This is a genomic window from Bartonella sp. OC16QHHD, assembly GCF_042194035.1.
In the GTDB taxonomy this organism is placed as follows: domain Bacteria; phylum Pseudomonadota; class Alphaproteobacteria; order Rhizobiales; family Rhizobiaceae; genus Bartonella.
This window is the reverse complement of record NZ_JBHIMJ010000033.1, coordinates 22608-48465: the sequence shown is the minus strand read 5'-3', so window position 1 is coordinate 48465 and position 25858 is coordinate 22608. Positions and strand designations below refer to the sequence as shown.

Here is a 25858-nt window from a genome sequence, read left to right as displayed (position 1 = left end):
GTGTTGTGCAAAACCACAGGCAAAGCTTCCAATACTCCATCCCCCTACTGAGTTAGTTCAAAAGAAATGGAAGTGAGTAAAGATGCATGCGCTTTAATATTCTAAGGAACATTATTTTACATCATGACATAAAAGTATAAGAAGCCTAAGAGCTTTAAAACATGTAGTATAGCAAACCAAACGAAATCTTCCAACGTAAACAACCACTTGCTATAAGTAAATGACGCAAAAATTAAACTGAAAAAACCCAAAATTTCATCCTCCAGAATCGACTCGCTGCGAAGTATCTACATAGGTAACCACGGACATGCCAGGAATGAGTTTTTCAATCCCTTCCTGCCCAGGATCTAAAGCAATCCGTACTGAAATACGTTGCGCAATTTTGATAAAATTACCAATTGTCGTATCCGTTTTTAACAATGAAAATTCTGAGCCTGTAGCAGGTGCAAAACGAACCACACGCCCTGTTAACTTTTTGTTGTTCAATGCATCAACAGAAAAAACAACCGGTTGTCCCACACGCATCTGAGAAAGTTGCGTTTCCTTATAATTAGCAATAATCCAAATATCATCAGAAATAACAGAGACCAATTGTGTCCCCGGCATAACATATTGCCCTACCCTAGCGCCAACCAATCCAACATAGCCTGTTCTAGGAGATAAAATCTTTGTATGATCGAGATTAAGTTTTGCCAACTCAACACTCACCTTCGCTCCCGAAACTTCTGACTGTAAACTTTGCCGTTCAAGATTTAATTGTTTTTGCAATTGTCGTTTTGTTTCTAGGGCTGCCAAGAGTTGTGAAAGAGGGCGAGAAACAGAAACTGCCGCATCACCAAAGCCTAACTTTTTACTATCAGAAACAACATTAGAGAATGCTCGTGAACGCGCTAATTCCGCTTCTGCAGCATTAACTTCTCCCTGTAAAATCTGAGCTTGCAATTCAATACTTGCCAGTTTTGCATTTTTTGAATCGAGAACAGCCTGTGCCCGTGCAAGCTGCTGACGAAAAAGAGAATCATCAAGCTCAAAGAGCAGCATTCCTTTTTCAACACGTTGATAATCTTGCACATAAATCCGTGCAATCACCCCAGAGATCTGTGAACTCACCAGAGTAACATTACCCTTAATGGAAGCATTATCCGTTATTTGAATGTTATTTACAAAAGGAGGAAGTCTCCAAGCCCACAAAATTAGCAAAACACCCGTAATGCCCGATAGGAATGCAACAATCGTAGCTTTTGACCGTAATGCTTTTATCATTTTTTGCACCCCTCTTCTATAACATCACTCTACTTTTCTAACGCACGCAAAGAGCATGACTTAACAACCATTGTAACAAGAAAAACAACGAATACAGCCATTGAAATATAAAAATAAAGCCGAAAAACGTCATCATAAGCAAAAATATTTGCTGTTAACTTAAATTTCTCTATCAACAGAGAAGTCGCCTGCTCACTTCCAAAGCCATGGGGAACAGAAGCACCATAAGAAGGCGAAAATAAAGTATTTATCTCACCAGAAATAAGCGGATCCGTCACAACAATATTTTGTGTTAAAGACTCAAAGTTCTTATGAGCAAAATAAAACTGTAGAGTGCCAAAAAAAGCCGATCCCATCAATCCCCCTGTCACTTGCGTTAGCAAAAAAACAGCAATAAAACTCAAAACATAACGCGGCCCTCGCTCACCAGCAATCACAAACCCTTTGAAAAGAGCAGGAGGCAAAAAAAGTGCATAACTAAAACTCACCAATCCTTGGCTCAACATCATATCTTGCGGACGCGTTAAATGATTGACACGACTATCTAAATAAGCGCCAAGTGCCAAACAACCCAAAGATAACAAATAAAAATAATCTTCACGCCCCGCCCGTAAAAAAAAGACACAAACAGCCCCCCCTAACAGAATCCCTAATGTCACCGCAAGATACATGGGCGCCATTTCACGATTGAGCAAACCAAAAAGATTAAAAAAACCGACGGGCAAATTGGATCGCTCCAACAAAAAAACATGAAAAATCAATAAAATAAAAACAGATTGTATCATTTCTTTACTGAAAATCCAACGGAGATCAATCAACGGTTTTTCTCTATTAAGCTCAATAATAATAGCAACAGCCAAAGAGAAAATAGCAAGTGCGAGCCCCCAACCAATCCATGGCGCTTCATACCACCAATACAATACACCAACAGACATGATCACAGCATTTAATCCAAGACCAAGAGCAATCAAACCATAGCTTATCCAATCTAATTTTTGAATAACCTTACTACGCACAACAGGAGTAAGAGGTAAAGTATAGATACAGACCAAGCTGATAAGAACCAACCCCATTTCCAGAGCGGAAAGGCTGGAAAAACCACCATTTTCCAGCAAATCAGGAGAAATCAAACGTGATAAAGGTGCTGCTAAAGCTGCATTCATATAATTCAAACTCAGAGCAACAGTAAACTTCTTTGCTGGAGCAAAAGCCTCCATCATATAAAGCAGCGCAAGCGAAGCCAAAGGCGCAGCAGCAATCCCAGCAAAAAAGCGAATAATTAGCGCAGAACGCAAATCCGTAACAAAGAGCTGCAACACACAAACCAAAACAAAGCCAAGGATTGACAGTTCAGCAAAAGCGCGCAGCCCAAATTGATAGCGGATTTTGATCAACATAATCGCTACACTCACATTTGGCGCCATATAAGCCGCTACCAGCCATGTCGTCTCGGCCAAAGTTGCATGAAAATCACCCGTAAGATGGACAATGTTAGACTGAACAATATTAGCCCCTAAACCATAAGCCCATTGCAAAATAAGAGAAGCAAAAATATAAACAAAGCACTTTGGCAAAGGTCCCGCAAAGACACGACCAGGATGAGGAAAAGGTTTTGCACTCCTTTTAGCAGACACAACCGTACTCTTTTTTCCGCTCATGTCATCTTTTCCTGTATACTCTGCTACGCTTCTATCAACACAACACCATCAGCTGACAACTGCTGAAAAAAAGCCTCTATTTTATGATTGTCCTCATCACTTGTCCCTCCTTCTAACGTCGCTTGAATCTGCAAAATCTGCTGTTCTAATACATCAAAAGAAAGATTCTCTACAGCCACAACGTGCTCTACCAATAAAGAGCAACCTGAAAAGGTAATATTTGCAACGCCCCCGCATACAACAAATAATTTTTCACCCAAAGAGGTGCGAACACGAACACTGCCCAACACAATACTTGCCACCAATGGCGCATGATGCGCCATAACTGTCAAATAACCTGAGGCTGAAGGAAGAACAACAGACACTACCTGCTCTGAAAACACAATTTTTTCAGGCGATACAAGCTCAAATAAAAAATGCTCTTCTCTATTGTTTTCCACAAAAGTCTCCACAATACCCGATATAAGGACTCTCCGTTTTCTCCAACGACTCGTCCTTTTTAACGAAAAATACCCATGACAGTTTTCTCTTGAATAAGAAGCTTCTTACTAAGAAGCCTCTGCCATGAGACGCTTTCCTTTTTCAAGTGCTTCATCAATCGAACCAACCATATAAAAAGCAGCTTCTGGCAAATCATCGTAATCGCCAGCACAAAGCCCCTTAAAGCCTTTGATTGTATCTTCCAAAGGAACGAGTTTCCCCGGCGAACCAGTAAAGGCTTCCGCAACATGGAAAGGTTGCGAAAGGAAACGTTCAATTTTACGCGCCCGCCCCACCAGCAATTTGTCATCTTCAGAAAGTTCATCCATTCCAAGAATAGCAATAATATCCTGAAGCGCTCTATAACGTTGTAAAATGGTTTGCACTTGACAAGCAACAGTGTAATGCTCTTCCCCCACAATCAATGGATCCAACATACGCGAGAAAGAGTCAAGCGGATCAACCGCTGGATAAATCCCCTTTTCCGCAATAGAGCGCGAAAGAACAGTTGTTGCATCCAAATGAGCAAAAGACGCTGCCGGCGCCGGATCCGTCAAGTCATCTGCCGGAACATAAATTGCCTGAACGGAAGTAATAGAGCCTGTTTTTGTACTGGTAATACGTTCTTGCAACGCCCCCATATCCGTTGCCAAGGTAGGCTGATACCCAACAGCAGAAGGAATACGCCCTAAAAGAGCAGATACCTCAGCTCCTGCTTGCGTGAAACGGAAAATATTATCCACAAAGAAGAGAACATCTTGTCCTTCATCACGGAAACTTTCCGCAATTGTCAATCCTGAAAGAGCCACACGCGCACGCGCTCCTGGTGGTTCATTCATTTGCCCGTAAACAAGGGCACACTTTGACCCTTCCGTTGAACCATTATTCTCTTTTGGATTCACATTCACGCGGCTTTCGATCATTTCATAATAAAGATCATTTCCTTCACGTGTACGTTCTCCCACACCAGCAAATACAGAATAGCCACCATGTGCCTTTGCAATATTGTTTATAAGCTCCATAATGAGAACGGTTTTTCCAACACCAGCACCACCAAACAAGCCAATTTTACCCCCTTTAGAATAAGGGGCTAACAAATCCACGACTTTAATACCGGTTACGAGAATTTCCGAAACAGTCGATTGCTCAACATATTCAGGTGCCTCTTGGTGAATAGAACGTATTTTGGTTGAAGCGATTGGTCCCACATTATCCACCGGTTCCCCAATCACATTCATAATACGTCCCAACGTTGCTTCTCCTACAGGAACGCTAATTTGTGTGCCTGTATCCACAACCTTTTGGCCCCGCATCAAACCATCAGTCGTATCCATAGCAATCGTACGCACGGTATTTTCACCCAAATGCTGCGCAACTTCTAATACCAAGCGATTGCCTAAATTCTCTGTTTCCAAAGCGTTGAGAATATTTGGCAATTCACCTTCAAATTGCACATCAACGACAGCACCAATAATCTGCTTGATTTCACCAACAGCGCCTTTTGCATGCTCTTCTTTTTTTGCGGATGTATCTTTTTTTACAGGTGTATCTTTAGCTGCATCACGCGCAGGTACAGAGGAAGCCTTTACATCCACTTGAGATTTCGAAGCGGCTTTTTTCACGCCGGAACGAGCAGCTGGTTTCTTTTTTTCACCTTTTTCTGTTCCTTTGCTTGAGGTTACTGCTTTTACCATCAATCCTTACCTTCTCCATTTAAAGCGCTTCAGCGCCCGCAATAATTTCGATCAATTCTGTCGTAATCTGTGCTTGACGTTGACGATTATAAGCCACCGTCAATTTACTAATCATTTCACCCGCATTGCGCGATGCATTATCCATAGCTGTCATCTTGGCGCCCATTTCACCAGCAACATTTTCTAGCAAAGCCCGAAAGATTTGCACCGAAAGATTACGTGGTACAAGAGCCTCTAAAAGAGACGCAGCATCAGGTTCATATTCATAAACAATCGATTGTGAACCTTTGTTATGATCGGTTTGCTCCACAATATCTATTGCCCCAACAGCTGCTTTTGGAGCAACCATTGGAATCAAATCCAAAACTGTTGGACGCTGATTAATTACGGAAACAAATTCAGAATAAAACAGCGTACAAACATCAAAAGCACCTTCATTGAATAAATCAACAATCCGTTGACTAATCATCACTGCCTCTGCAAAACCAATTCGCTTTACAGCATGCAAATCGATATGATCAATTATCAAGCCTTTGTAATCACGCGATAAAATATCCGCGCCTTTTTTACCCACAGTGATAATTTTTACTATTTTATCAGCCGCCAACAATGCCTTAATCTGTTCACGTGCACGACGAGCAATTTGCACGTTAAAAGCACCACACAAACCGCGCTCAGCAGTACACACCACCAAAAGATGCACATCATCGCGCCCCGTACCACGCATAAGAGTAGGCGCATCAACACCATCTACATCAGCAGCAACACTGGTCAAAATATCAGCCATTCTCTTCGCATAAGGGCGTGCAAACTGCGCTGCCTCTTGAGCACGATGCAACCTCGCCGCTGCAACCATTTGCATAGCTTTGGTAATCTTTTGTGTTGCTTTAACCGAAGCGATACGGTCTCTAAGATCTTTTAGTGAAGCCATTCAAGCATTCCATCAATTCATCACGAGAAATTTTTCGCATAAGTATTAAGAACAGTTATCAACTTATCTTTCAGCTCATCTGTTATTTGCTTTTGCTCAGCAATTGCCTTTAAGAGATCTTGATAATCACTACGCAAAAGCACCAAAAGTCCCTGCTCAAACCGCGCAACATCAGAAACCGCCAAAGCATCAAGATAGCCATTCACACCCGCGAAAATAACCACCACCTGTTCTTCTGTTTTGAGTGGAGAAAATTGCGGCTGCTTCAACAGCTCTGTCAAGCGCGCACCCCGATTTAACAGACGCTGGGTTGACGCATCCAAATCAGAGCCAAACTGCGCAAAAGCTGCCATTTCACGATATTGCGCCAATTCACCTTTAATCGAGCCAGCAACTTGCTTCATCGCTTTAATTTGTGCGGCAGAACCAACACGCGACACAGAAAGACCAACATTTACAGCAGGACGAATTCCTTGATAAAATAAATTAGTCTCTAGAAAAATTTGCCCATCAGTAATCGAAATCACATTTGTAGGAATATAGGCAGAAACATCATTTGCTTGCGTTTCAATAACCGGCAAAGCTGTCAATGACCCAGATCCATTTTCCGCATTCAACTTCGCAGCCCGCTCTAAAAGACGCGAATGAAGATAGAAAACATCTCCCGGATAAGCTTCACGACCTGGAGGACGACGCAATAAAAGAGACATTTGACGATACGCCACCGCCTGTTTTGACAAGTCATCATAACCAATCAAAGCATGTTGCCCATTATCACGGAAATACTCACCCATAGCACACCCAGCAAGAGGTGCAATAAATTGCAGTGGTGCTGGATCAGAAGCGGTCGCTGCAACAATAATAGAATATTCCAGCGCTCCACGTTCTTCTAAAACTTTAACGAATTGTGCCACCGTCGAACGTTTTTGACCGATAGCCACATAAATACAATAAACTTTGTCTTGCTCTCGTCCAGCCCCTTTTTCATGAAAAGGTTTTTGATTTAAAAATGTATCGAGCAAAATTGCTGTTTTTCCTGTTTGGCGATCACCAATCACCAATTCACGCTGCCCCCGTCCAATAGGAATAAGTGCGTCAATCGCTTTCAATCCGGTCGACATCGGTTCATGCACTGACTGACGCGGAATAATCCCTGGCGCCTTAACATCAACACGACGACGCTCCGTTGCTTTAATGGGACCCTTCCCATCTATAGGGTTTCCCAACGCATCAACCACACGTCCCAGCAAAGCGGGGCCCACAGGAACATCGACGATAGCGCCTAACCGCTTTACACAATCACCTTCACGAATATCACGATCTGAGCCAAAAATGACCACACCAACATTATCAACTTCCAAATTGAGTGCCATACCACGCACACCGTTTGGAAAGGCGACCATTTCCCCTGCTTGGACATTATCCAAACCATAAACGCGAGCAATACCATCCCCTACAGAGAGAACCCAACCAATTTCTGAAACCTCAGCCTTTTGGTCAAAGTTTTTGATTTGCTCTTTTAGAATTTTTGAAATTTCAGATGGTCTAATATCCATCAGCTGACCTCTTTTTTCAATGCAAGCTTAAGTGAAGACAATTTTGTGAGAAGAGACGTATCAATTTGAGACGACCCCACACGAACGATTAATCCACCAAGAATTGTTGGATCCACAATGATGTGCAGCAAGACTTTTCCTCCAACAACACCTTCCAAAGCCTCACACAACTCTTGTCTTTGTTGAGAACTTAAGAGGCGCGCAGAAACAATTTGCGCAGTAACCTGCCTACGAGCGCGTGCAACACAATGCTGGAAAGCACGTAAAATACCAAATACGGCACTAAGCCTACGGTTTGTTGCAATAACGCGTAAAAAATTACCAATGACCTGCCCTGCGTTTTTATCAGCAAATTTGATGTTTGCACAAACAGATTGCATCACCTTAATTTGCTCTTTAACTGAAAAGAATGGACTAAGCACAAAGCGTTTTAAATCCTTATGCTCCAAAACGAGCAAAAGATCATCTACTGCCTTTTCAACCTTTTCAACGTTTCCAGCTTCTTGAACGCAATCAAAAAGCGCTTGCGCATAGCGTTGATCTACCAACGGCAGCGGTATGAGAGAAAATGAATCCGACACGAAATACCGCCTCTTTCCCTTGAGCGACTCTCTGATAGTTATCAGATGAAATGAAACAGACATTCTCAATCTTAAGAATCTTTTTCTTAAAACCTAGAACAAAAATCACTTGGTTTCTAGCATAGACATAGCCGACTCGCAACACCACAAATCACTGCTTTTTAAAAATTTTAATAAAATATTCAAAATATTTTTGAAAAGCATTTTTTTTAGATATACAGGATGGCATCACAGTTTTTTTATGCCTCTTTTTGACATACTCTGAGCGATTTTTTCACTCTCTTTGATTTTTCTTCAAATGCCCTTGCCACCATAATAAAACACTTCTTCTCTAAAAAACACTCCCTTTATCACCACAAGACCTTTAATGAGATGCAGCTGCGATTGAAAAAGTCTATTATTTCAAACTGATAAGAAAGAAAAAAACAATGAATATCCTCCTAAAAATTAAAGAAAACATTGATCTTTTTTCTTCAAATACCCACTCCTTTTAAAAAATTTCACCAAGTAATATTTTCTTGTAAGCACACTCTTTAAATATACAAAACATTGATTTATAATGATAATATATCATTTTTCATACCGGATAAGCTTCAAATATCGACAAATTCTCTCTTTTCAAATTTTTTTATCAAAATCACGCCCTTCATTAAGCCCGCGTAGCTTCACTTTATATGGCACTATATTGCACTGATTTTAGAAGAAGCATAGATCAATATTAATTTGAACCCGAATAGAATTGGATACTTTTGGTGTACAGCTAAGCATTTTCAGCCCTTATAAAAAGAATCCGCCTATCAAAAGAATACTGTCCCTAACACAAAAAAGGAGTAAAAGCCGAAATGATAGCGCCCTCGAAGAAGAGAGGCGCTTCTGCTGGTTCTATCACAAAGATATTTTTTCCCGTGGCTCTACTTAATGCAATGTACATATATCATATTTTGCTGCTTGGATGCTTATTCTGAATAATACTAAGAGTTCAAGTAAAGCACCTTAAGCAAAGAGATCTTTACTTTATGCGATACTGGTTTTAGAAAAAACTTTGCGGATCAATATCAATTTGAACCCGAACGGAACTGGGCATTTTGGGTGTACCGCTAAGCATTGCATGTATAAACCCTTGTATATCAAAAGAACGCTGTCCTTGCAGCAAAAGCCGAAAACGATAACGCCCCCGAACCAAAGCCAAAGGCGCTTCTGCTGGTCCCATAACCGAGATATTTTTTTCCCGTGGCGCTGCTTGACGCAATGCGCGCGCATAATGTTCTGCTGCTTGGCGCTGTTGTGCAGAAACAATCAAAGAGGCAAGCCGCCCATAGGGGGGCAAATGATAATGCTGACGTGCTGCAATCTCACGTGTGTAAAAATCTTCTGGCTGGCATGCAAGTAAGGCTTTGATGACCGGATGATCTGGTTGATAAGTTTGCAATAATCCTAAACTTTTCAATCCCACACGCCCTGCTCTTCCGGTAACTTGAGAAAGCAGCTGATAGGTACGTTCACTTGCGCGTAAATCGCCATTGGCAAGACCAAGATCAGCATCAATAACACCAACCAGAGAGAGCTTGGGAAAATGATGTCCTTTAGCGACCAACTGTGTTCCAATAATAATGTCCACATCGCCATTGGCAATGGCTTGTAATTCGCTTCGCAACTGCCCAATCCCTCCTTTGAGATCCGTTGAAAGGATCAATGATCGCGCTTGAGGAAAAAGCATTTGTGTTTCTTCTGCAATTCTTTCCACACCCGGTCCACAAGCTACGAGATGATCTAATGTCCCGCATTCAGGACAGGCTTGAGGAAGTGGTTCATGATATCCACAATGATGACATTTCAGTTGCCCTTGCGCACGATGTTCGACCAACCAACTTGAACAATCAGTACAATGAAAACGATGTCCGCAAATTCGGCATAAAGTTAAAGGTGCATAACCACGACGATTAAGAAAAAGAAGAGCTTGTTCGCTCTTATCAAGCGTTTGTTTTAAAGCCCTTTCAAGAGCAAAGGAAATAAAGCGCCCCTTTTGCACCCCTCCTTGGCGCATATCAACCACCCGCAACTGTGGAAATGCAACTTCTTTAAAACGGGAAGGTAAATGTACCTTTTGATAACGCCCTCTTAAAACATTGGCTTGGCTTTCAATCGACGGTGTTGCTGAAGATAAAATAACAGGAAAATGCTCAAAAGAGCCCCGTGCAACAGCCATATCACGCGCATGGTAAAAAATGCGCTCTTCTTGTTTATAAGCGCTATCATGTTCTTCATCGACAACAATCAAGCCAAGCTCATGAAAGGGAAGAAAAAGCGCTGAACGAGCCCCCGCAACGACACGCACCCGCCCTTCTGCAACTTGCCGCCAAACGCGTTCTCTACGACGTGGCGTCAAATCAGAATGCCATTCTGCTGCCGCAGCTCCAAAGCGTGCATAAAAACGATCTAAAAACTGCTGTGTTAAAGCAATTTCCGGCAATAAAATTAAAACCTGCTTGCCCCCTTTGAAGGCTTGAGCGACCGCTTCAAAATAAACCTCTGTCTTTCCTGATCCCGTAACACCATCAAGCAAAAAAACTTGAAACTGAGAAGATAAAACACCTTCCCGCAACATTGTTGCTGCTTCATTTTGCGCTCCCTGCAACTGAGGGGGACAAAAATCAGGATCAGGCATGCCCACAAGATCAGGAGCAGGAATCTTAACATCTTCAAAAATTCCTAGCGCTTTTAAACCTTCAACAACAGAAACCGAAGTTCCAGCCGCATGTGCCAGACCAGAACGTGTCCATATCTTCTCACTGCGCACCAATTCCAAAACCCGTGACCGCGCTGGTGTGAGACGTTCTACATTTCCACCACAATATCGCAAACCCAGCATCTGCGCTTCCGGCTCTAAAGCAGCTGGTACAGACAAAACCAATCGTGCAACAAGACCAAAAGGCGCCATTGTATAGCGACTAACAAAACGCAAAAATGTGATCATTTCTGCCTTTAATGGGGGGCAATCAAAAACATGAAGCAGAGAGCGTAATTTTTCACGCGCCACCAAACCAGACCTTTGCCCATCTGCTGTCTTCTCTCCAACATCCACAACAAAACCGCAAAGCTCACGCCCCATCACCGGAACCCGAACAAAGGAACCAACGTTCACCTCCATAGAAGAGGGAACTTTATAACTATAAGCGTGAGCAACAGGAAGAGGGACCAATACAGATACAATCTCTTCCTCTATCACGTTTGAATGCATCTTTTAAACCAATCTACGACCTCTTGAGCACCAACAGGTCTACACCTTATCTTTAAACACTCTTATAAAATTCATTGCAGGATTCAATCTCTCCCCCCTATCACAACATTTTTCGCACAAAAATTCTTTTTAATACTCATTTCATCACCAAAGTGCCAATAAAAGAACCAATCTCATCGTCTATAATAAAAAACTCTATAGCAAAAAAACAGCGCCATTCTTCTGTGCAAATAAAGCTCATCACTATAAGCATTCAACATGATATTGTAAGTGCGCTCTTCAACAAAGCTATCCCATAGTGTAACTTCTTCCCAACACACACGTTTATTTTTTACCGCCTCATATCTCAATTTATCTTCAACAAACTGATTTATAAAAGATACAATCATCATTTTACCTATTGTAATAAAACCCTCAATACGATGAATTTTTCTCATTTCAACCCCATCGAGGAACATTTGTAAATCCTTATTAATGAGAGAGTCTCCCATGATTTTAATTACAGGGAGAATAATATCGCAAATGGAACCGTTACAATATTCACCTTGGCTTTGTGCCAAAACGTGGAAACACATGCGTACATCTTTCAGCTTGATTGAGAATCAAGCAACAATACAAGTAGCACAAAAGCGTATTGTTGAAGAATGGGTAACACAGAATAAATCAATGTATTGACCATAAAAAAAACACTTCATGTGTAAAATTTACATGCCTTCTTCAATGGTGTTTTACGATAAAATAAATCCATTCGCTTCTATCAAAAATGAGGTTAAATGTCCCCCCCTGAAAAAGGGAGGTATCTTATGATGCTCTCTCAAATATCAAGAGCAATCGCAAATAGGAAATGAGCAAAGTGTTTGATAATGCTAGCTTATTTCCATAAATATAAAAACACCGCTACGCAAAGATGCCAATACGCAAAAATGTTGATACGCAATGAATTCTATGCCTTATCACGAGTAACACTATGAAATGGGTGTGGAAACGATAAATCATATTTCTTTACCGAAAACGGGTACATGATTAACACCATAGCATTCTTGTTCTTTACACAGATATTAATTCTTTCTCTTGCTTTTACAGTCAACAATAGCGCATAACAAAAAATAAGATAAAAGCTAAAAAGAAGAGGTTAGATATGAAGTTTTTTGTGGATAGCGCCAATATCGAAGAAATTGAAGAGTTACAGAATTTAAGCCTTGTTGATGGTGTTACCACCAATCCCTCTCTTATCCTAAAATCAGGACGCAATATTCTTGATGTTACAAAAGAAATTTGTGCTCTCGTTAGCGGACCTGTTTCTGCTGAAGTTGCAGCAACAGAATTTGAAAGCATCATGAAAGAAGCAGCTGTTTTAGCAAAGGTTGCCGACAATATTTGTATCAAGCTTCCTTTAACACTCGATGGATTAAAAGCCTGTAAAGCCCTCACAAAAGAAGGACTAAAAACAAATCTCACACTTTGTTTTTCTGCCAATCAAGCCTTATTAGCCGCCAAAGCAGGTGCAACATTCGTTTCACCTTTTATTGGTAGACTTGATGATTGTGGAAATGATGGAAGTGAACTGCTTCATGAAATTCGCACAATTTATGATAACTATAACTTTAAAACACAAATCTTGGCCGCTTCAATCCGCACCGTTAATCATGTCAAAGAAGCAGCACTCAGTGGTGCTGACATTGCAACAGTTCCACCAGCAATCTTAAAAGCACTGGTCAAACACCCTCTCACCGACAAAGGGTTGCAAATATTCCTCGACGACTGGAAAAAAACAGGTCAAAATATTGCTTAATATCTAGAATTTTTATTGTAAAGATCTTTTGAAAGTAATAAAAGGATCTGTTCAGCCAACTCTTCCGCAACACGTTTTTTTGCATCTTCTTCTGCTTGCAGCGTTGCATATTCTTGACGAAGTCGCTCAAAAGATGCATTCATCATTGCTGTTCCTTTTGCAACAAGAGTATTTTTCATATCCTGCAAAGTGTAAGAAGCTCTGCTCATAACAGTTCCAACAGAAGGTCGTCCCTTTCTCTTTTTCTCGAAATCAACCTCTATCTGCATCGATTCTCTTGTAAAGACGGATATCTGCAATGCCAATCGATAAGCAGGTAGAGAAGGTTTACCACCATTTCCATACAAAAGAAACAGCAGATGATTGCGCACCATTTGACCAAAACGATCCGAAGGTTCTTCCACAACAATAGAAGCAAGCTTTTGCGCTAACCCCAAAGAAAATTGTTCAGAAGAGTGCCCAGAAGCAGAATTCATTGTCATTGCACTCTGCAACTCTTGACGGTAAAGCGGTTCAACTTTGCATCCACACAACAGTGTAAAGACACAAGCTAAAACAACAAGCAGAAAACTTTTAAAGAACGACATTCACAATCCTTTTTGGAACAACAATGATTTTTTTCATAGGCTTTTCAAGCAGCTGCGCCTTTACAAAGTCTAAAACCAAAACTGCTTCTTTAATCATCGCCTCATCGGCAGTTGCAGCAATAGTTACCTCACCACGTTTTTTACCATTAATTTGTACCGGCAAAGTATAGCATTCTTCAACAGTTAACGTGGGATCATAAACAGGCCAAGCAAGCGCAGATATTAATTTTTTCCCCCCTAAAGCAGCATGACATTCTTCTGCTAAATGGGGCATCATTGGTGCAATCATAGAAAGAAAAAAATCCATGGCTTGACGTAAAGAAGCTTTCATTTCATCGTCAACACTTTCTATCCTATTTAACAACGGCGCCATAATATTCAAGAATTCATAAAGGCGTGCAATAGCCCGATTAAAAGCGAATTTTTCCAAATCATCTTCTACAGCGCAAAGCGTGCGATGTGCAACCTTTGAGAGTTCCAAAGCTGCTCCCTGATGCCCTGCACAAGGCGCCACATCCTTTAAAATAGAAGCACTCACAGCTACATGGCGCCAAACACGCTGTACAAAGCGATGTGCACCTTCAACACCAGATTCTGTCCAAATGACATCCCGCTCGGGGGGAGAATCTGACAACACAAACCAGCGCACAGTATCAGCGCCATAGGATGCGATAATATCATCAGGATCAACGACATTCTTTTTTGATTTTGACATTTTCTCAATCGAACCAATTGTCACTTCACTTTGATCGGTTAATTTATAAGCACACCGCTTTCCATCTTTTTCAACAATGGAAATATCCGCTGGAGAAACCCACCCTTGATCATCTCGATAGGTTTCATGCACCACCATCCCTTGGGTAAAAAGCCCCTTAAAAGGCTCATCTACCGTCACATGACCGACCAATTTCATAGCACGCATAAAAAAGCGCGCATAAAGAAGATGCAAAATCGCGTGCTCAATTCCACCAATATATTGTTGCACAGGCAACCATTCAGCTGTTGCTTGTTTATCAACAGGTTCCTGCGCAAAAGGAGCCGTAAAGCGTGCATAATACCAAGAAGAGTCAACAAATGTGTCCATGGTATCGGTTTCGCGTTTGGCCGGTTGACCACAGGAAGGACAAGTAACATTTTGCCATGTTTCATGCCGTGCAAGAGGATTTCCTGGTTGATCAAAAGTAACATCATCAGGCAACACAACCGGTAAATTAGCACGTGGAACAGGGACAACCCCACAAGTTGTACAATGGATCATCGGAATGGGGCACCCCCAATAACGTTGACGTGAAATCCCCCAATCACGCAAACGAAATTGCACTGTTTTCTTCCCTTGCGGTTGCCCATTGAGCATTTGTTTTTCAAGCTTTTTAGCAGCTTCTTCAAAAGCTTGTTGGGGTGTTAAACCATCCAAAAAGCTGGAGTTGATCATCACCCCATCACCCGTATAAGGTGTTTCAGTAATAACAAAATCTTCTGCTTGCTCTCCTTTTGGTAAAACCACCGGTTTTATTGGAAGATCATATTTACGCGCAAAATCGAAATCTCTCTGATCATGAGCTGGACAACCAAAAACAACCCCTGTCCCATAGTCCATAAGCACAAAATTCGCGATATAAACAGGAATATGTACTGTTGAATCGAAAGGATGAACAGCCAAAAAGGGCGTGAGAAATCCTTGTTTTTCAGCTGTTTCAAGTGCTGCCGTTGTCGTTCCACCACACCGACAATTTTCAATAAAAGCACTCAACGCTTTGTCTTTTTTTGCCAAAGCTTGTGCAATAGGATGATCGACAGACAGAGCCAAAAAGGAAGCACCCAAAAGTGTATCAGGACGCGTTGAATAACAAACAACCTCATCAAATTTCTCACAAACATCATCAGCATCACCCGTCGACTTTAAAGCCCAACGAATCAGCAAACCTTGTGATTTTCCAATCCAATTTTTTTGCATGGTGCGAACTTTTTCTGGCCATTGGTGCAGCTCTTCAAGCCCTGCCAAGAGATCTTCACTAAAGTCGCTAATTTTGAAAAACCACTGCGTCAACTCACGTTGTTCCACCAACGCACCAGAACGCCATCCCCGCCCATCAACAACCTGTTCATTGGCCAAAACAGTATGATCAACAGGGTCCCAATTCACCTTAGCCACTTTACGTGCTACCAACCCCTTTTGATAGAAATCAAGGAACAACATTTGTTGGCGGTGGTAATATTCCACATCACAAGTTGCAAATTCACGCGCCCAATCTAATGAGAGTCCTAATTGTTTTAATTGCCCGCGCATGACCGCAATATTTTGATAGGTCCAAGTTTTAGGATGCACTTTACTTTGCAGAGCAGCATTTTCAGCCGGCATACCAAAAGCATCCCACCCCATGGGATGAAGCACATTAAATCCCTTTGCTCGTTTATAGCGTGCAACCACATCCCCCATGGCATAATTGCGCACATGCCCCATGTGAATACGGCCAGAAGGATAAGGAAACATTTCTAAAACATAATATTTTTCACGAGCATCTTCTTGAACAGTCTGAAAAATTTTCTTTTCATCCCAAATTTCTTGCCATTTTTTTTCTCTCGCACGTGGATTATAGCGTTCGCCTATATTATAATGTCCAATTGTCATTCCTATTATACTCTTTTAATAAAACAGAACCAAAAACTTGTTTTATTATGCTTGACCATGGATTAACCTCATCGTCAACATTTTCGTGAAATATTTCCCTAAGTATTTTATAAAACTTTAAAAAAAACGACCAACTCTTGAACAAAAAAGGTAAAGCACAAAAACATGAATACACAAACGCCCCTCGATGCCCCTTCCATTGAAGCATGGCAAAACCTTCGAAAAGACATTGCTGAAACATGTCAAGAGTTACAACGCCCTGTAGAAGAAATTGAACTTATCGCTGTTTCAAAAACTGTTTCTGCCGCTGATATACGCCCCATTTTACAAGCAGGCCAATCTTTGTTTGCAGAAAACCGCGTACAAGAAGCAGCACAAAAATGGCCTGCTTTACGTCAACAATTTGAAAATATTAAACTCCATCTCATCGGTCCCCTACAATCAAATAAAACGGCAGAGGCGGTAAAACTTTTTGATGTCATCCAAACGGTTGACCGTGAAAAAATAGCCAAAAGCCTAGCTGAAGAAATGGAAAAGCAAAAAAGGCATCTCCCCTGCTACGTTCAGGTTAACATTGGATTAGAACCGCAAAAAAGTGGTGTTGCACCGCAAGAATTGATCCCTTTTGTTTCTCAATGCAAAAACAACTATGGACTCGATATCATCGGACTTATGGGCATCCCCCCTGTCGACGAAAACCCCGGCCCCTATTTCGCGCTCTTAGCAAAATTAGCAAAACAAGCAGGTCTTCCAAAGCTTTCCATGGGCATGTCCAGTGACTTCAAAACCGCTCTACAGTTTGGCTCTAATGTCCTTCGCATTGGCTCCGCTTTATTTGGAAAACGCCCTGTGTAAAGCAATTTCCCCTTCATATAAATTCCCATTGAAAATTCTACGAACAAACCAAGAACAGCAGAAATGAGAAAAAATATTTCCTTCAATATCAATCAAAGAGCAATTCTAGCAAAAAAGATTCCAGTCCCTCTTTCATCCTGTTAGCAAAATAAGCAAAAAAGCTGGTCTTCTCAAATTTCTCACCGGCACATCCACAACACGTACAATAGCTTCAAAAGAGCATTACAATTTGGCTCTCATATTCTCGCACATTGGTTCTACTTCACCTCCCCTCTGACCGCCTCTCCAGCAAAAGCAACGTAAAAAATAAATCCTTATATAAAGGCAAAATGATAAGAGAGGCGTTGCGCATGAATGAAAAAACTATCGCGAAATAAATAATTGCAAAAGAATATTCAATACGATTATCGCAATGATTTCCATTAAAAATCATGAATTCTCTTAAACTTCTCCAACACGCGTAAACAATTTCCCCACATGCCAATGACGTAAAGCAGGCAAAAAGAGGCTTATGGCTGCATAATACAGTAACAAAACTCTTTCATGTAAGCCACTTGAGCAAAATAAACATCTTAAATGCTCAATAGAGCACCAAGAACCGCGCTAAACAACATGAATAGCAATCTATAAGGTCCAACGATAGCATAGAGGCTTTCTATGCTCTACAAAGCGTAACATACGATCAATATTCGCCTGAAAAATAAAAGAACAAATCCCAAGCATATGCGCATAATACATGCAGGCAAAACAATGGCAATAAGATAGATCCCGATAACGATATTTCTTTATCGTTCTCGTAAACAAAGAGAAAAACTTCAACTTTTCATATACGCAATTTTTCTAAATTTAAACTTTAATTAAGAAAAAATATGGTATAATTTCTTATATTTTAAATATTGCAAATAATATTGTTATCTTATAAAGAATTATATTTCATATATACATAATATAGTTATTATTTATACAGTATTTTTATTGTTATTTTTAAAGTTTATCTTTGACATTTCTCTAAAAATACGCGATAGCCATTTGAAATGTATCATTGTGATACTACTTTTAATGTAGATAATTAAAGAGAATTAATATGTTTGGTTCATTCAACACATTCGGTCATATGGCGACAAAGCCTTCTTTTGGTCATTCGCACAATTCAAAACCTTTTCATGGAATATCAAAACATACTCATGGAAATGTATGTAGCTTTAATGGTTTTGCTAATAACATGATTTCACACGCCTCTACACTAGGAGCTCAGGGAGGGCTAACAGGAGCAGCAGGGGAGCTCTGTTTGGAGGACTAGGAGGTGCTCTTACAGGTGGAACTGTAGGTTTGGGAGGGGGCTCATTGGAGGTGCTATTTATGGCTTTGGACAGTCAGCTTGGAATTGTTGGTTCTAATTTATAAAAAGTAGCTACAAAGATATCTCTGAAGATAAATAATTCTGTAAATATATTCGAAAGAATATACCAAAATTAAATATCTACATCTGTGGATAAAATAGTTTTCGGAGATATCTATTGTGAATCACATCTTATAATCAGGATTTTGTTATAATGAATATTCTTTATGAAATCATAAGACTGTTTTGCATTCTCATTGTATTCATCCCTATATATACTATTGGTTTAAAAAAAATTGGTGGCTACAGTTGGAAACTATCTATAAAATCAACATTATATACAGTAATTCTGTTCATTATTTCTGATAGTTTATGTAGATACTTCGGTTTATATTAATTATTTATCGGATGAGTTTCGAGTATACTGAACAAATTTTTTCATAAGTATTTATTAATCTCATTACTATAACTAGGATTTTGTTATAATGGATATTCATTATGAAGTTGTAAGAATGTTTTGCATGTTAATTATAATTACTCCTATAATTGCCATTTCTTTTAAAATATTCAATGGCGTAGGTTGGAGATTGTCTATTATAATGGCATTATCGTCATTTATTATGTTCTTTATTTCTAATTTTTTGCGTAGATATTTTAGTTTATATTAATCTTTATTTGATGAGTTCCAAGTACACTGAATAAAGTAGCGATGGTGCTATTAATGAGTGATTATGAGTTACAATGACAGATTTTACTCATAAAATTATTGAATCGCTTATAGCAACGTTTTTTTCTGGTTTAATATATATTTTTTATTATAAGTTTATTTATTATAGTTGGAAAGATTCTCTAAAAAAATCATTATTAATAAGCTCAATATTCTTTCTTGTTAGTCTTTTATTTAACGATATTGGTTTATATCAACTTTTGAGAAATATTTTATAATAGACATTTTTTAAATGTCTTAGTGTGTTTATAAAGAGCTCTATACCGCAATAGGTTTTGCTATATTTGAGTATCCTAAAAACATAGAATACCCTCTTTAATATCATCACATCAGATTTAAAAATTGACTATTCTAATCTTTGTCATTTAGTCTAACCTCACAATGAAAAGCTTTTGGGAAAACTCTGCCACAAATATAACCATACAAAAATACAGCGGCAGATTTTTCCAAACAATAAAAAGAGGGAAACATGACTGAAAAAATTTATCCAATATCAGAAGAGATCAAAAAAAATACTTTACTTGATGAAGAAACTTATCAACAATGGTATCGAGAAAGCATCAATGATCCAGAAAGCTTCTGGGCAAAACACGGTCAACGCATTGAATGGTTTAAACCTTTTACAAAAGTAAAAAACACTTCTTTTAACGGAGATGTCTCCATTCAATGGTACGAAGATGGGATAACAAATGTTACCTATAATTGCATTGATCGCCACCTGAAAATCCATGGAGACAAAATCGCGCTCATTTGGGAAGGAGATAATCCTTATCATGATAAAAAAATAACCTATAACGAGCTTTATGAACATGTTTGTCGTTTTGCTAATCTTTTGAAAAGTCGTGGCATTAAGAAAGGCGATAAAGTAACCATTTATCTTCCTATGATTCCCGAAGCAGCCTATGCCATGCTTGCTTGTGCTCGCATTGGAGCTATTCATTCGGTTATTTTTGCTGGCTTTTCTGCTGAAGCAATAGCAGGACGCCTTGTCGATTGTGAATCAACCTTTATGATTACCGCTGATCACGGCTTGCGTGGCGGCAAACGGATCAACTTAAAAGACAACGTTGACCATGCCATTGAGATAGCCGCGCGCCAAAACGTGCAGGTGGACCAAGTCATGGTTATACGGCGGACTTGTGGACCCATTCAATGGGTAGAGGGGCGTGATTTTTGGTACCACGAAGAGATAGCTCATGCCAAAACAGCTTGTCCACCAGAACAAATGAATGCTGAAGATCCGCTTTTTATTCTTTATACTTCAGGCTCAACCGGCAAACCTAAAGGTGTTTTGCATACCACAGCAGGCTATCTTGTTTTTGCCTCGATGACTCACCAATATGTTTTTGATTACCACCCCGATGAAGTTTACTGGTGTACGGCTGATATTGGTTGGATAACCGGTCATTCTTACTTGGTTTATGGACCTTTATGCAATGGTGCGACCACTTTAATGTTTGAAGGCACACCAACCTTTCCTGACAAAGGCAGATTCTGGGAAATTGTCGACAAGCATCAAGTCAATACACTCTATACCGCACCAACAGCTATCCGCGCCTTAATGGGAGCAGGAAATTCGTTTGTTGAACACTCAAACAGGACGTCGTTACGTCTTTTAGGAACGGTAGGCGAACCTATTAACCCAGAAGCATGGGAATGGTTTTATCATACAGTTGGAAATGACCGTTGTCCGATTCTCGATACATGGTGGCAAACGGAAACAGGAGGGCATATGATCACACCCTTGCCTGGTGCAACCCCCCTCAAAGCAGGATCGGCCACACGTCCTTTCTTTGGTGTTCAACCCCAAATTGTTGATGCCCAAGGCAATATTTTAGAAGGTGAAGCAGAAGGCAATCTTTGTATCAGTGATTCATGGCCAGGACAAATGCGCACGCTTTATAAAGATCATGAGCGCTTTATTCAAACTTATTTTTCCTCCTATAAAGGAAGATATTTTACAGGCGATGGTTGTAGGCGCGATAGTGACGGCTATTACTGGATTACAGGGCGGGTTGATGACATACTCAATGTCTCGGGGCACAGGTTAGGAACTGCTGAAATTGAATCAGCCCTTGTTTCTCATCCCGCTGTATCAGAAGCAGCCATTGTGGGTTACCCGCATCCCATTAAAGGACAAGGAATTTATAGTTTTGTGACCCTCATGGAAGGAACAGCGCCAAGTGAAGAATTGCAAAAAGACCTTATCAAGCATGTGAGACAAGAAATAGGTTCTATTGCCATATTGGATAAAATTCAGTTTGCTCCACAGCTTCCCAAAACACGATCAGGGAAAATTATGAGACGTATTTTACGAAAAGTCGCTGAAAACGATTTTGATACTCTCGGAGATATTTCAACCCTTGCCGAACCGCAAGTTGTTGAAGATCTGATTGCCAACCGACAAAACTAAAAAACACGACGCAATACAACATACGGTGGTTTTTGTTTTTTTGCTAAAATTATCTCAGCATTATTACGAAAACCACCGAGGAGAATAAAAAACAAAACAATTCATGAGAAGCTCAATCATTCTAACAACAAACGCTTTTTTTCATAACAGGTAAGAAATAATTTAAGCAAAAACCTCAGGATTGGGATGCGAACAAGAATAAGAAAGTAAGATAAAAAGAGCAACATAGCTTTTTAAAATCACCTAATGTCCACTCAGTGCAAAAAAAGCTTCTGAGTAAGAAGGAAAAATAGTTCTGATGTTTATGCTAGAATCCCTTTGAAATTCCTGCTAAAATCATAAATAAGGCTAAAAAAAGAAAGTATAAGTGATAATATTCTTGAGCAAAAATATTTATCTATAACGAGGGTGTATAAAAAATATTGAAAACCATGAAATCTAAAATAAACAAGCTTACAACAAAAATCTAAAGCAATGAAAGTAAGAGTTTTTAGAATAAATGATGCAATATAAAATCAGGAGTAATAATAAAAAGTGATTCATTTTGAAAATGTCGGCCTACGCTATGGAATGGGCCCTGAGGTCCTTCGTGATATTAGCTTTCATATTCCTCCTGGATCATTTCAATTTCTCACAGGTGCCTCTGGAGCAGGGAAAACGTCGCTGATGCGTCTTATGTTTTTAGCACTCAAACCCACCCGCGGTCATATTGATCTCTTTGGAACAGACACAGCATTACTCAAACGACAAGAGCTCCCTGCGCTGCGACAACGTATCGGTGTGGTTTTTCAAGATTTTCGTTTACTCGACCACATGACCACTTATGAAAATGTTTCCTTACCTTTACGCATTAAAGGACAAGAAGAAGCAACCTATCGCAGTGAAGTGGAAGATCTTCTCTGTTGGGTAGGTCTTGGAGATCATATTCATGTTTTACCACCGGTTCTTTCCGGTGGGGAAAAACAAAGGGTAGCCATTGCACGCGCACTCATTGATCAACCTGAAATTCTACTTGCCGATGAACCCACCGGAAATGTCGATCCGCCCTTGGCAAAACGCCTCCTCCGTTTGTTTATTGAATTAAACCGTTTTGGAACGGCTGTTATCATTGCCACCCATGATATTGCCTTAATGGAACAAGTTGCAGCACGGCGTATGCTTCTCCATAACGGACGGATGACGATTCATGAATAAGTCTTTCCCCATTTTTACCAGCAATAAAAAAAATACAACAGCGATTATTCCCAGTGGTAATATTTCTGGAAAAGCATTGGTTGCCGTGATTGCTATTATGACATTTCTCTCAAGCCTCACCTTAATTGGTGTTGATTTAGTCCAACGTGCCGCCCAAAATTGGAGTAATCAGATTAGCTATGAAGCAACAATACAGATACGCCCCATTGACAATGTTGATATCAACAAAGCACTCCGTGATGCCGTACAATTGGTTAAAACATTTTCTGGTGTACAAGATGCAAAAATTGTTGACCAAAAAGCTACAGAAAAGTTACTGGAGCCATGGCTTGGAACAGGCTTCAATGTCAATGAACTACCCCTTCCCCGCCTCATCATTGTGACCCTGAAGAGAGATGAAAAAATCAATTTTGCAGCCATTAATCACGCCATTAAAACCCAAATTCCAGGAGGTCAATTTGATGATCACCGTGTTTGGGTTCATCGTTTTGCGACCATGGCACACACCACTGTTTTCATTGGTTTTTCAATTTTAGCATTGGTTTTAGGCTCTCTTATCCTCACCATCATTTTTGCCACCCGCAATGCATTGGCAGAAAATACACATATTATCAATGTCTTATATTTCCTTGGTACTGAAACTCTTTTCATTGCTCGCCAATTTGACTGGCATTTTTTTAAAACTGCGCTGCGTGGTGCTTTATATGGTGGTCTCACAAGCATATTTCTATTTTCAGCCTTTTGTCTCTGGACGAATTATAACTTGGGAAGAGTAGAAGCTAGCCAAGTAACAGCTTTGTTTGGACATCTTTCCATAAGTTCCATCCCCTACGGAAAAATCATTTTTCTTATTATTTTCGTTTCTTTTCTTACCACCCTTACAAACCGCATGACTATTTTAGCGCAACTGAAAAAAATCGATCAATGTGAAAACGGTTTATTTTAATTTTATGACTCACAACACTTTCAACTCATTGACGCAAAACAATTTAGAACGTCCTCTTCCAAAACGGCCCCACTATAATAGTTGGTCTCCCTGCTTTTTATTTCGCTATTTTCCACCGACAACCCTTACTCTTTCAATCATTGTTTTAATTTTCTGGGGCGGTTTTATTATTTTTTCTGAAAAAACTGAACGACTTTCTCCCCCAACACCTCTCCCCAAAGCGGATGCCATTATCGTGCTTACAGGCGGAGAAAACCGAATAGAGACAGGACTTAATCTCTTACAAAGGGGGCTTGGTTCACGTCTCCTCATCAGTGGCGTAAACACCACAACCAATCTGAAAAGTCTCATGCACAACATGCATATTACCCCACGGCTTATCTCCTGTTGTATTGACATCGGGCATCAAGCGATTAACACCAGAGGAAATGCTAAAGAAAGCGCCGATTGGATCAAAAAACACCACTATAAAACCCTTTATATCGTCACCCATGATTACCATGTGTGGCGCTCAATGCGAGAACTTAAATATTTAATGCCTGATATCCATTTCATTGCCTATCCTGTTAAAAAGAACAATGCTGAAAGCGCAATACAACAGATCAATCAAATCCGCATTCTTATATTCCAATATATTAAAACGCTCCAAGTCTATATCAGAACCGCATTCTAATCTTTATCCTTCTGACTTTTTAAAAACCTTGCCACCCACGAACCGCTTCATACCTTTCTTTCATACCCTTCCACACGAGTTGCCTCTATAAAAACTCGACAGAGCTTACCCTCATACAACGCAGAACATCCCAATGCACGTGTCACTGTATTTGCACGTTCACCCAAAACATCTCTTACATCCCAAACATATCTCACAGCGCGGATCTGTACATGCCATCCCAATATATAAGCTCTTGTAAATAGAGCCCCCAGACAGCCATAAGATCTCCAGACTTGTCATAAAAATCTATTTACACCACTGTCTTACCCTTCATAAAAAATGCAAACCGCCCCACCCTATATTTTGCCACCCCCCAAGTATTACGATAGCTCTTACGCCACTTGGGATGATTGGTAAGAGAAATGCTTTACGCCTTTCTTAAACACGCACATACCAACCTCATATGACATGCAAAGAAGTAATTTTAATAGATTTAAAATAAGAAAATTTATAATACTTAGATTTCTCATTTAACAGAGAGAACATTAAACTATCATTATAAATCAATATATTAGTAACTACTTCTTCATTCTACAAAGCATCTTCATAAGAGCATTTTAGATCACAGATAGGAATAAGCTCAAAACGCACACCGCTACAAATACCCTACGTTTTTTATCGCAATCTTTTTTGAAATCATTTCGCTCTCTAAGATCACTTTTTGTCTGGTTTCCTCCCCAAAAAAGAACGAAAATTTTTAAACTCTATTGATCTGTAAACAATAATAACTCAGCTTCTTGTCTAACGCGTTCTCCCTGCTCACTTCAATATCAGAACACCTCAAAGGACAGATTTCATGAGAATTGTGATTTCCTCTCAACATCTCAAAGGACGATGATTCTTATTAGCAACGATTTGTAAACAATCCACTTTCTCTGGACAAGTTCCTCTCAGCTTCCCCATTTATATGGTTTACTCACATAAAGCTCGACAAGAAAACCCTGCCTGAGAATATTCATCACTGCCGCTAAAGCTCATGCGTCATAATTTTAGCGACCTCACTGCCTAAGGTGCTTTATCACATACAATATATTGATTTATAATGAAATTTATTATGCTACAACTTGAATGAGAGCTCTCAATATCATCAGATTCTCTCATTTCAAATCTGCTCTCTATTGAATCAATCAAAACCATTTTCTTGCACATCACATAGGACTTGCACATCACAAAGGAAGAGAGCCTGCGCAGCGTAAAACTGTACAAGAAAGACATGCCTCTTATGGACTTGCCTCAAGTGCCAAGGGCTATCGCAATACC

19 protein-coding genes are annotated in these 25858 nt (G+C 40.0%); 8 read left to right on the top strand and 11 right to left on the bottom strand.

Annotated elements, in window-relative coordinates; translation table 11 throughout:
* Positions 1 to 255 precede the first annotated feature (255 nt).
* The 9 genes from ACFIK1_RS04490 to ACFIK1_RS04450 all read right to left on the bottom strand — a co-directional run bounded on the left by ACFIK1_RS04490 (position 256) and on the right by ACFIK1_RS04450 (position 11838).
* Complete coding sequence (locus ACFIK1_RS04490; RefSeq protein ID WP_375617840.1) at positions 256 to 1263, bottom strand: HlyD family secretion protein; 1008 nt, start codon at positions 1261 to 1263, stop codon at positions 256 to 258.
* A gap of 29 nt (positions 1264 to 1292) precedes the next feature.
* Entirely contained in the window at positions 1293 to 2921 is a 1629-nt protein-coding gene (locus tag ACFIK1_RS04485) for an MFS transporter (protein ID WP_375633455.1), read from the bottom strand.
* A 23-nt stretch (positions 2922 to 2944) separates the two neighbouring features.
* Positions 2945 to 3361: an ATP synthase F1 subunit epsilon gene (atpC, locus tag ACFIK1_RS04480; RefSeq protein ID WP_375633456.1), complete on the bottom strand. Its 417-nt coding sequence runs from the start codon at positions 3359 to 3361 to the stop codon at positions 2945 to 2947.
* 108 nt (positions 3362 to 3469) lie between these two features.
* Positions 3470 to 5095 carry a F0F1 ATP synthase subunit beta gene (atpD, locus tag ACFIK1_RS04475; RefSeq protein ID WP_375662186.1) on the bottom strand — a complete coding sequence of 542 codons (1626 nt, stop codon included), beginning with the start codon at positions 5093 to 5095 and terminating at the stop codon, positions 3470 to 3472.
* A gap of 19 nt (positions 5096 to 5114) precedes the next feature.
* Positions 5115 to 6026: a F0F1 ATP synthase subunit gamma gene (locus ACFIK1_RS04470; protein WP_375655050.1), complete on the bottom strand. Its 912-nt coding sequence runs from the start codon at positions 6024 to 6026 to the stop codon at positions 5115 to 5117.
* A 20-nt stretch (positions 6027 to 6046) separates the two neighbouring features.
* Entirely contained in the window at positions 6047 to 7582 is a 1536-nt protein-coding gene (gene atpA / locus ACFIK1_RS04465; RefSeq protein WP_026500438.1) for a F0F1 ATP synthase subunit alpha, read from the bottom strand.
* Complete coding sequence (gene atpH, locus ACFIK1_RS04460; RefSeq protein ID WP_375662185.1) at positions 7582 to 8163, bottom strand: ATP synthase F1 subunit delta; 582 nt, start codon at positions 8161 to 8163, stop codon at positions 7582 to 7584. Before atpH ends, atpA begins: the two co-directional genes overlap by 1 nt.
* Before the next feature lie 1030 nt (positions 8164 to 9193).
* The gene (locus ACFIK1_RS04455) at positions 9194 to 11401 is read right to left on the bottom strand and encodes a primosomal protein N' (RefSeq protein WP_375662184.1); all 2208 of its coding nucleotides are present in this window, start codon (positions 11399 to 11401) and stop codon (positions 9194 to 9196) included.
* Between the two features lie 173 nt (positions 11402 to 11574).
* Positions 11575 to 11838 (bottom strand): hypothetical protein, encoded by a 264-nt coding sequence (locus ACFIK1_RS04450; protein ID WP_375662183.1) that lies wholly within the window; start codon positions 11836 to 11838, stop codon positions 11575 to 11577.
* 52 nt (positions 11839 to 11890) lie between these two features.
* Here ACFIK1_RS04450 and ACFIK1_RS04445 point away from each other — a divergent pair, with 52 nt between their 5' ends.
* Both ACFIK1_RS04445 and fsa read left to right on the top strand, forming a co-directional pair.
* Entirely contained in the window at positions 11891 to 12076 is a 186-nt protein-coding gene (locus tag ACFIK1_RS04445; RefSeq protein WP_375633460.1) for a hypothetical protein, read from the top strand.
* A gap of 463 nt (positions 12077 to 12539) precedes the next feature.
* The gene (gene fsa, locus ACFIK1_RS04440) at positions 12540 to 13193 is read left to right on the top strand and encodes a fructose-6-phosphate aldolase (protein ID WP_375662182.1); all 654 of its coding nucleotides are present in this window, start codon (positions 12540 to 12542) and stop codon (positions 13191 to 13193) included.
* Here the strand turns inward: fsa and ACFIK1_RS04435 are convergent.
* Complete coding sequence (locus tag ACFIK1_RS04435; RefSeq protein WP_375634402.1) at positions 13190 to 13780, bottom strand: hypothetical protein; 591 nt, start codon at positions 13778 to 13780, stop codon at positions 13190 to 13192. The genes fsa and ACFIK1_RS04435 overlap by 4 nt on opposite strands.
* Complete coding sequence (leuS, locus tag ACFIK1_RS04430) at positions 13767 to 16409, bottom strand: leucine--tRNA ligase (protein WP_375662181.1); 2643 nt, start codon at positions 16407 to 16409, stop codon at positions 13767 to 13769. The genes ACFIK1_RS04435 and leuS overlap by 14 nt, the downstream gene beginning before the upstream one ends.
* A gap of 165 nt (positions 16410 to 16574) precedes the next feature.
* Between leuS and ACFIK1_RS04425 the strand changes: the two genes are divergently transcribed.
* The 6 genes from ACFIK1_RS04425 (at position 16575) to ACFIK1_RS04400 (ending at position 24556) form a co-directional block, all read left to right on the top strand.
* The gene (locus ACFIK1_RS04425) at positions 16575 to 17264 is read left to right on the top strand and encodes a YggS family pyridoxal phosphate-dependent enzyme (protein ID WP_375662180.1); all 690 of its coding nucleotides are present in this window, start codon (positions 16575 to 16577) and stop codon (positions 17262 to 17264) included.
* 1084 nt (positions 17265 to 18348) lie between these two features.
* A complete protein-coding gene (locus ACFIK1_RS04420) occupies positions 18349 to 18564 on the top strand; it encodes a hypothetical protein (protein WP_375662179.1) in 216 nt (71 codons plus the stop codon).
* A 1235-nt stretch (positions 18565 to 19799) separates the two neighbouring features.
* Complete coding sequence (acs, locus tag ACFIK1_RS04415) at positions 19800 to 21743, top strand: acetate--CoA ligase (protein ID WP_375662178.1); 1944 nt, start codon at positions 19800 to 19802, stop codon at positions 21741 to 21743.
* 534 nt (positions 21744 to 22277) lie between these two features.
* Positions 22278 to 22937 (top strand): cell division ATP-binding protein FtsE, encoded by a 660-nt coding sequence (ftsE, locus tag ACFIK1_RS04410; RefSeq protein WP_273723097.1) that lies wholly within the window; start codon positions 22278 to 22280, stop codon positions 22935 to 22937.
* Entirely contained in the window at positions 22930 to 23883 is a 954-nt protein-coding gene (locus ACFIK1_RS04405) for a cell division protein FtsX (RefSeq protein WP_375611715.1), read from the top strand. The genes ftsE and ACFIK1_RS04405 overlap by 8 nt, the downstream gene beginning before the upstream one ends.
* A gap of 4 nt (positions 23884 to 23887) precedes the next feature.
* A complete protein-coding gene (locus ACFIK1_RS04400) occupies positions 23888 to 24556 on the top strand; it encodes a YdcF family protein (protein ID WP_375662177.1) in 669 nt (222 codons plus the stop codon).
* The last annotated feature ends 1302 nt before the right edge of the window (positions 24557 to 25858 follow it).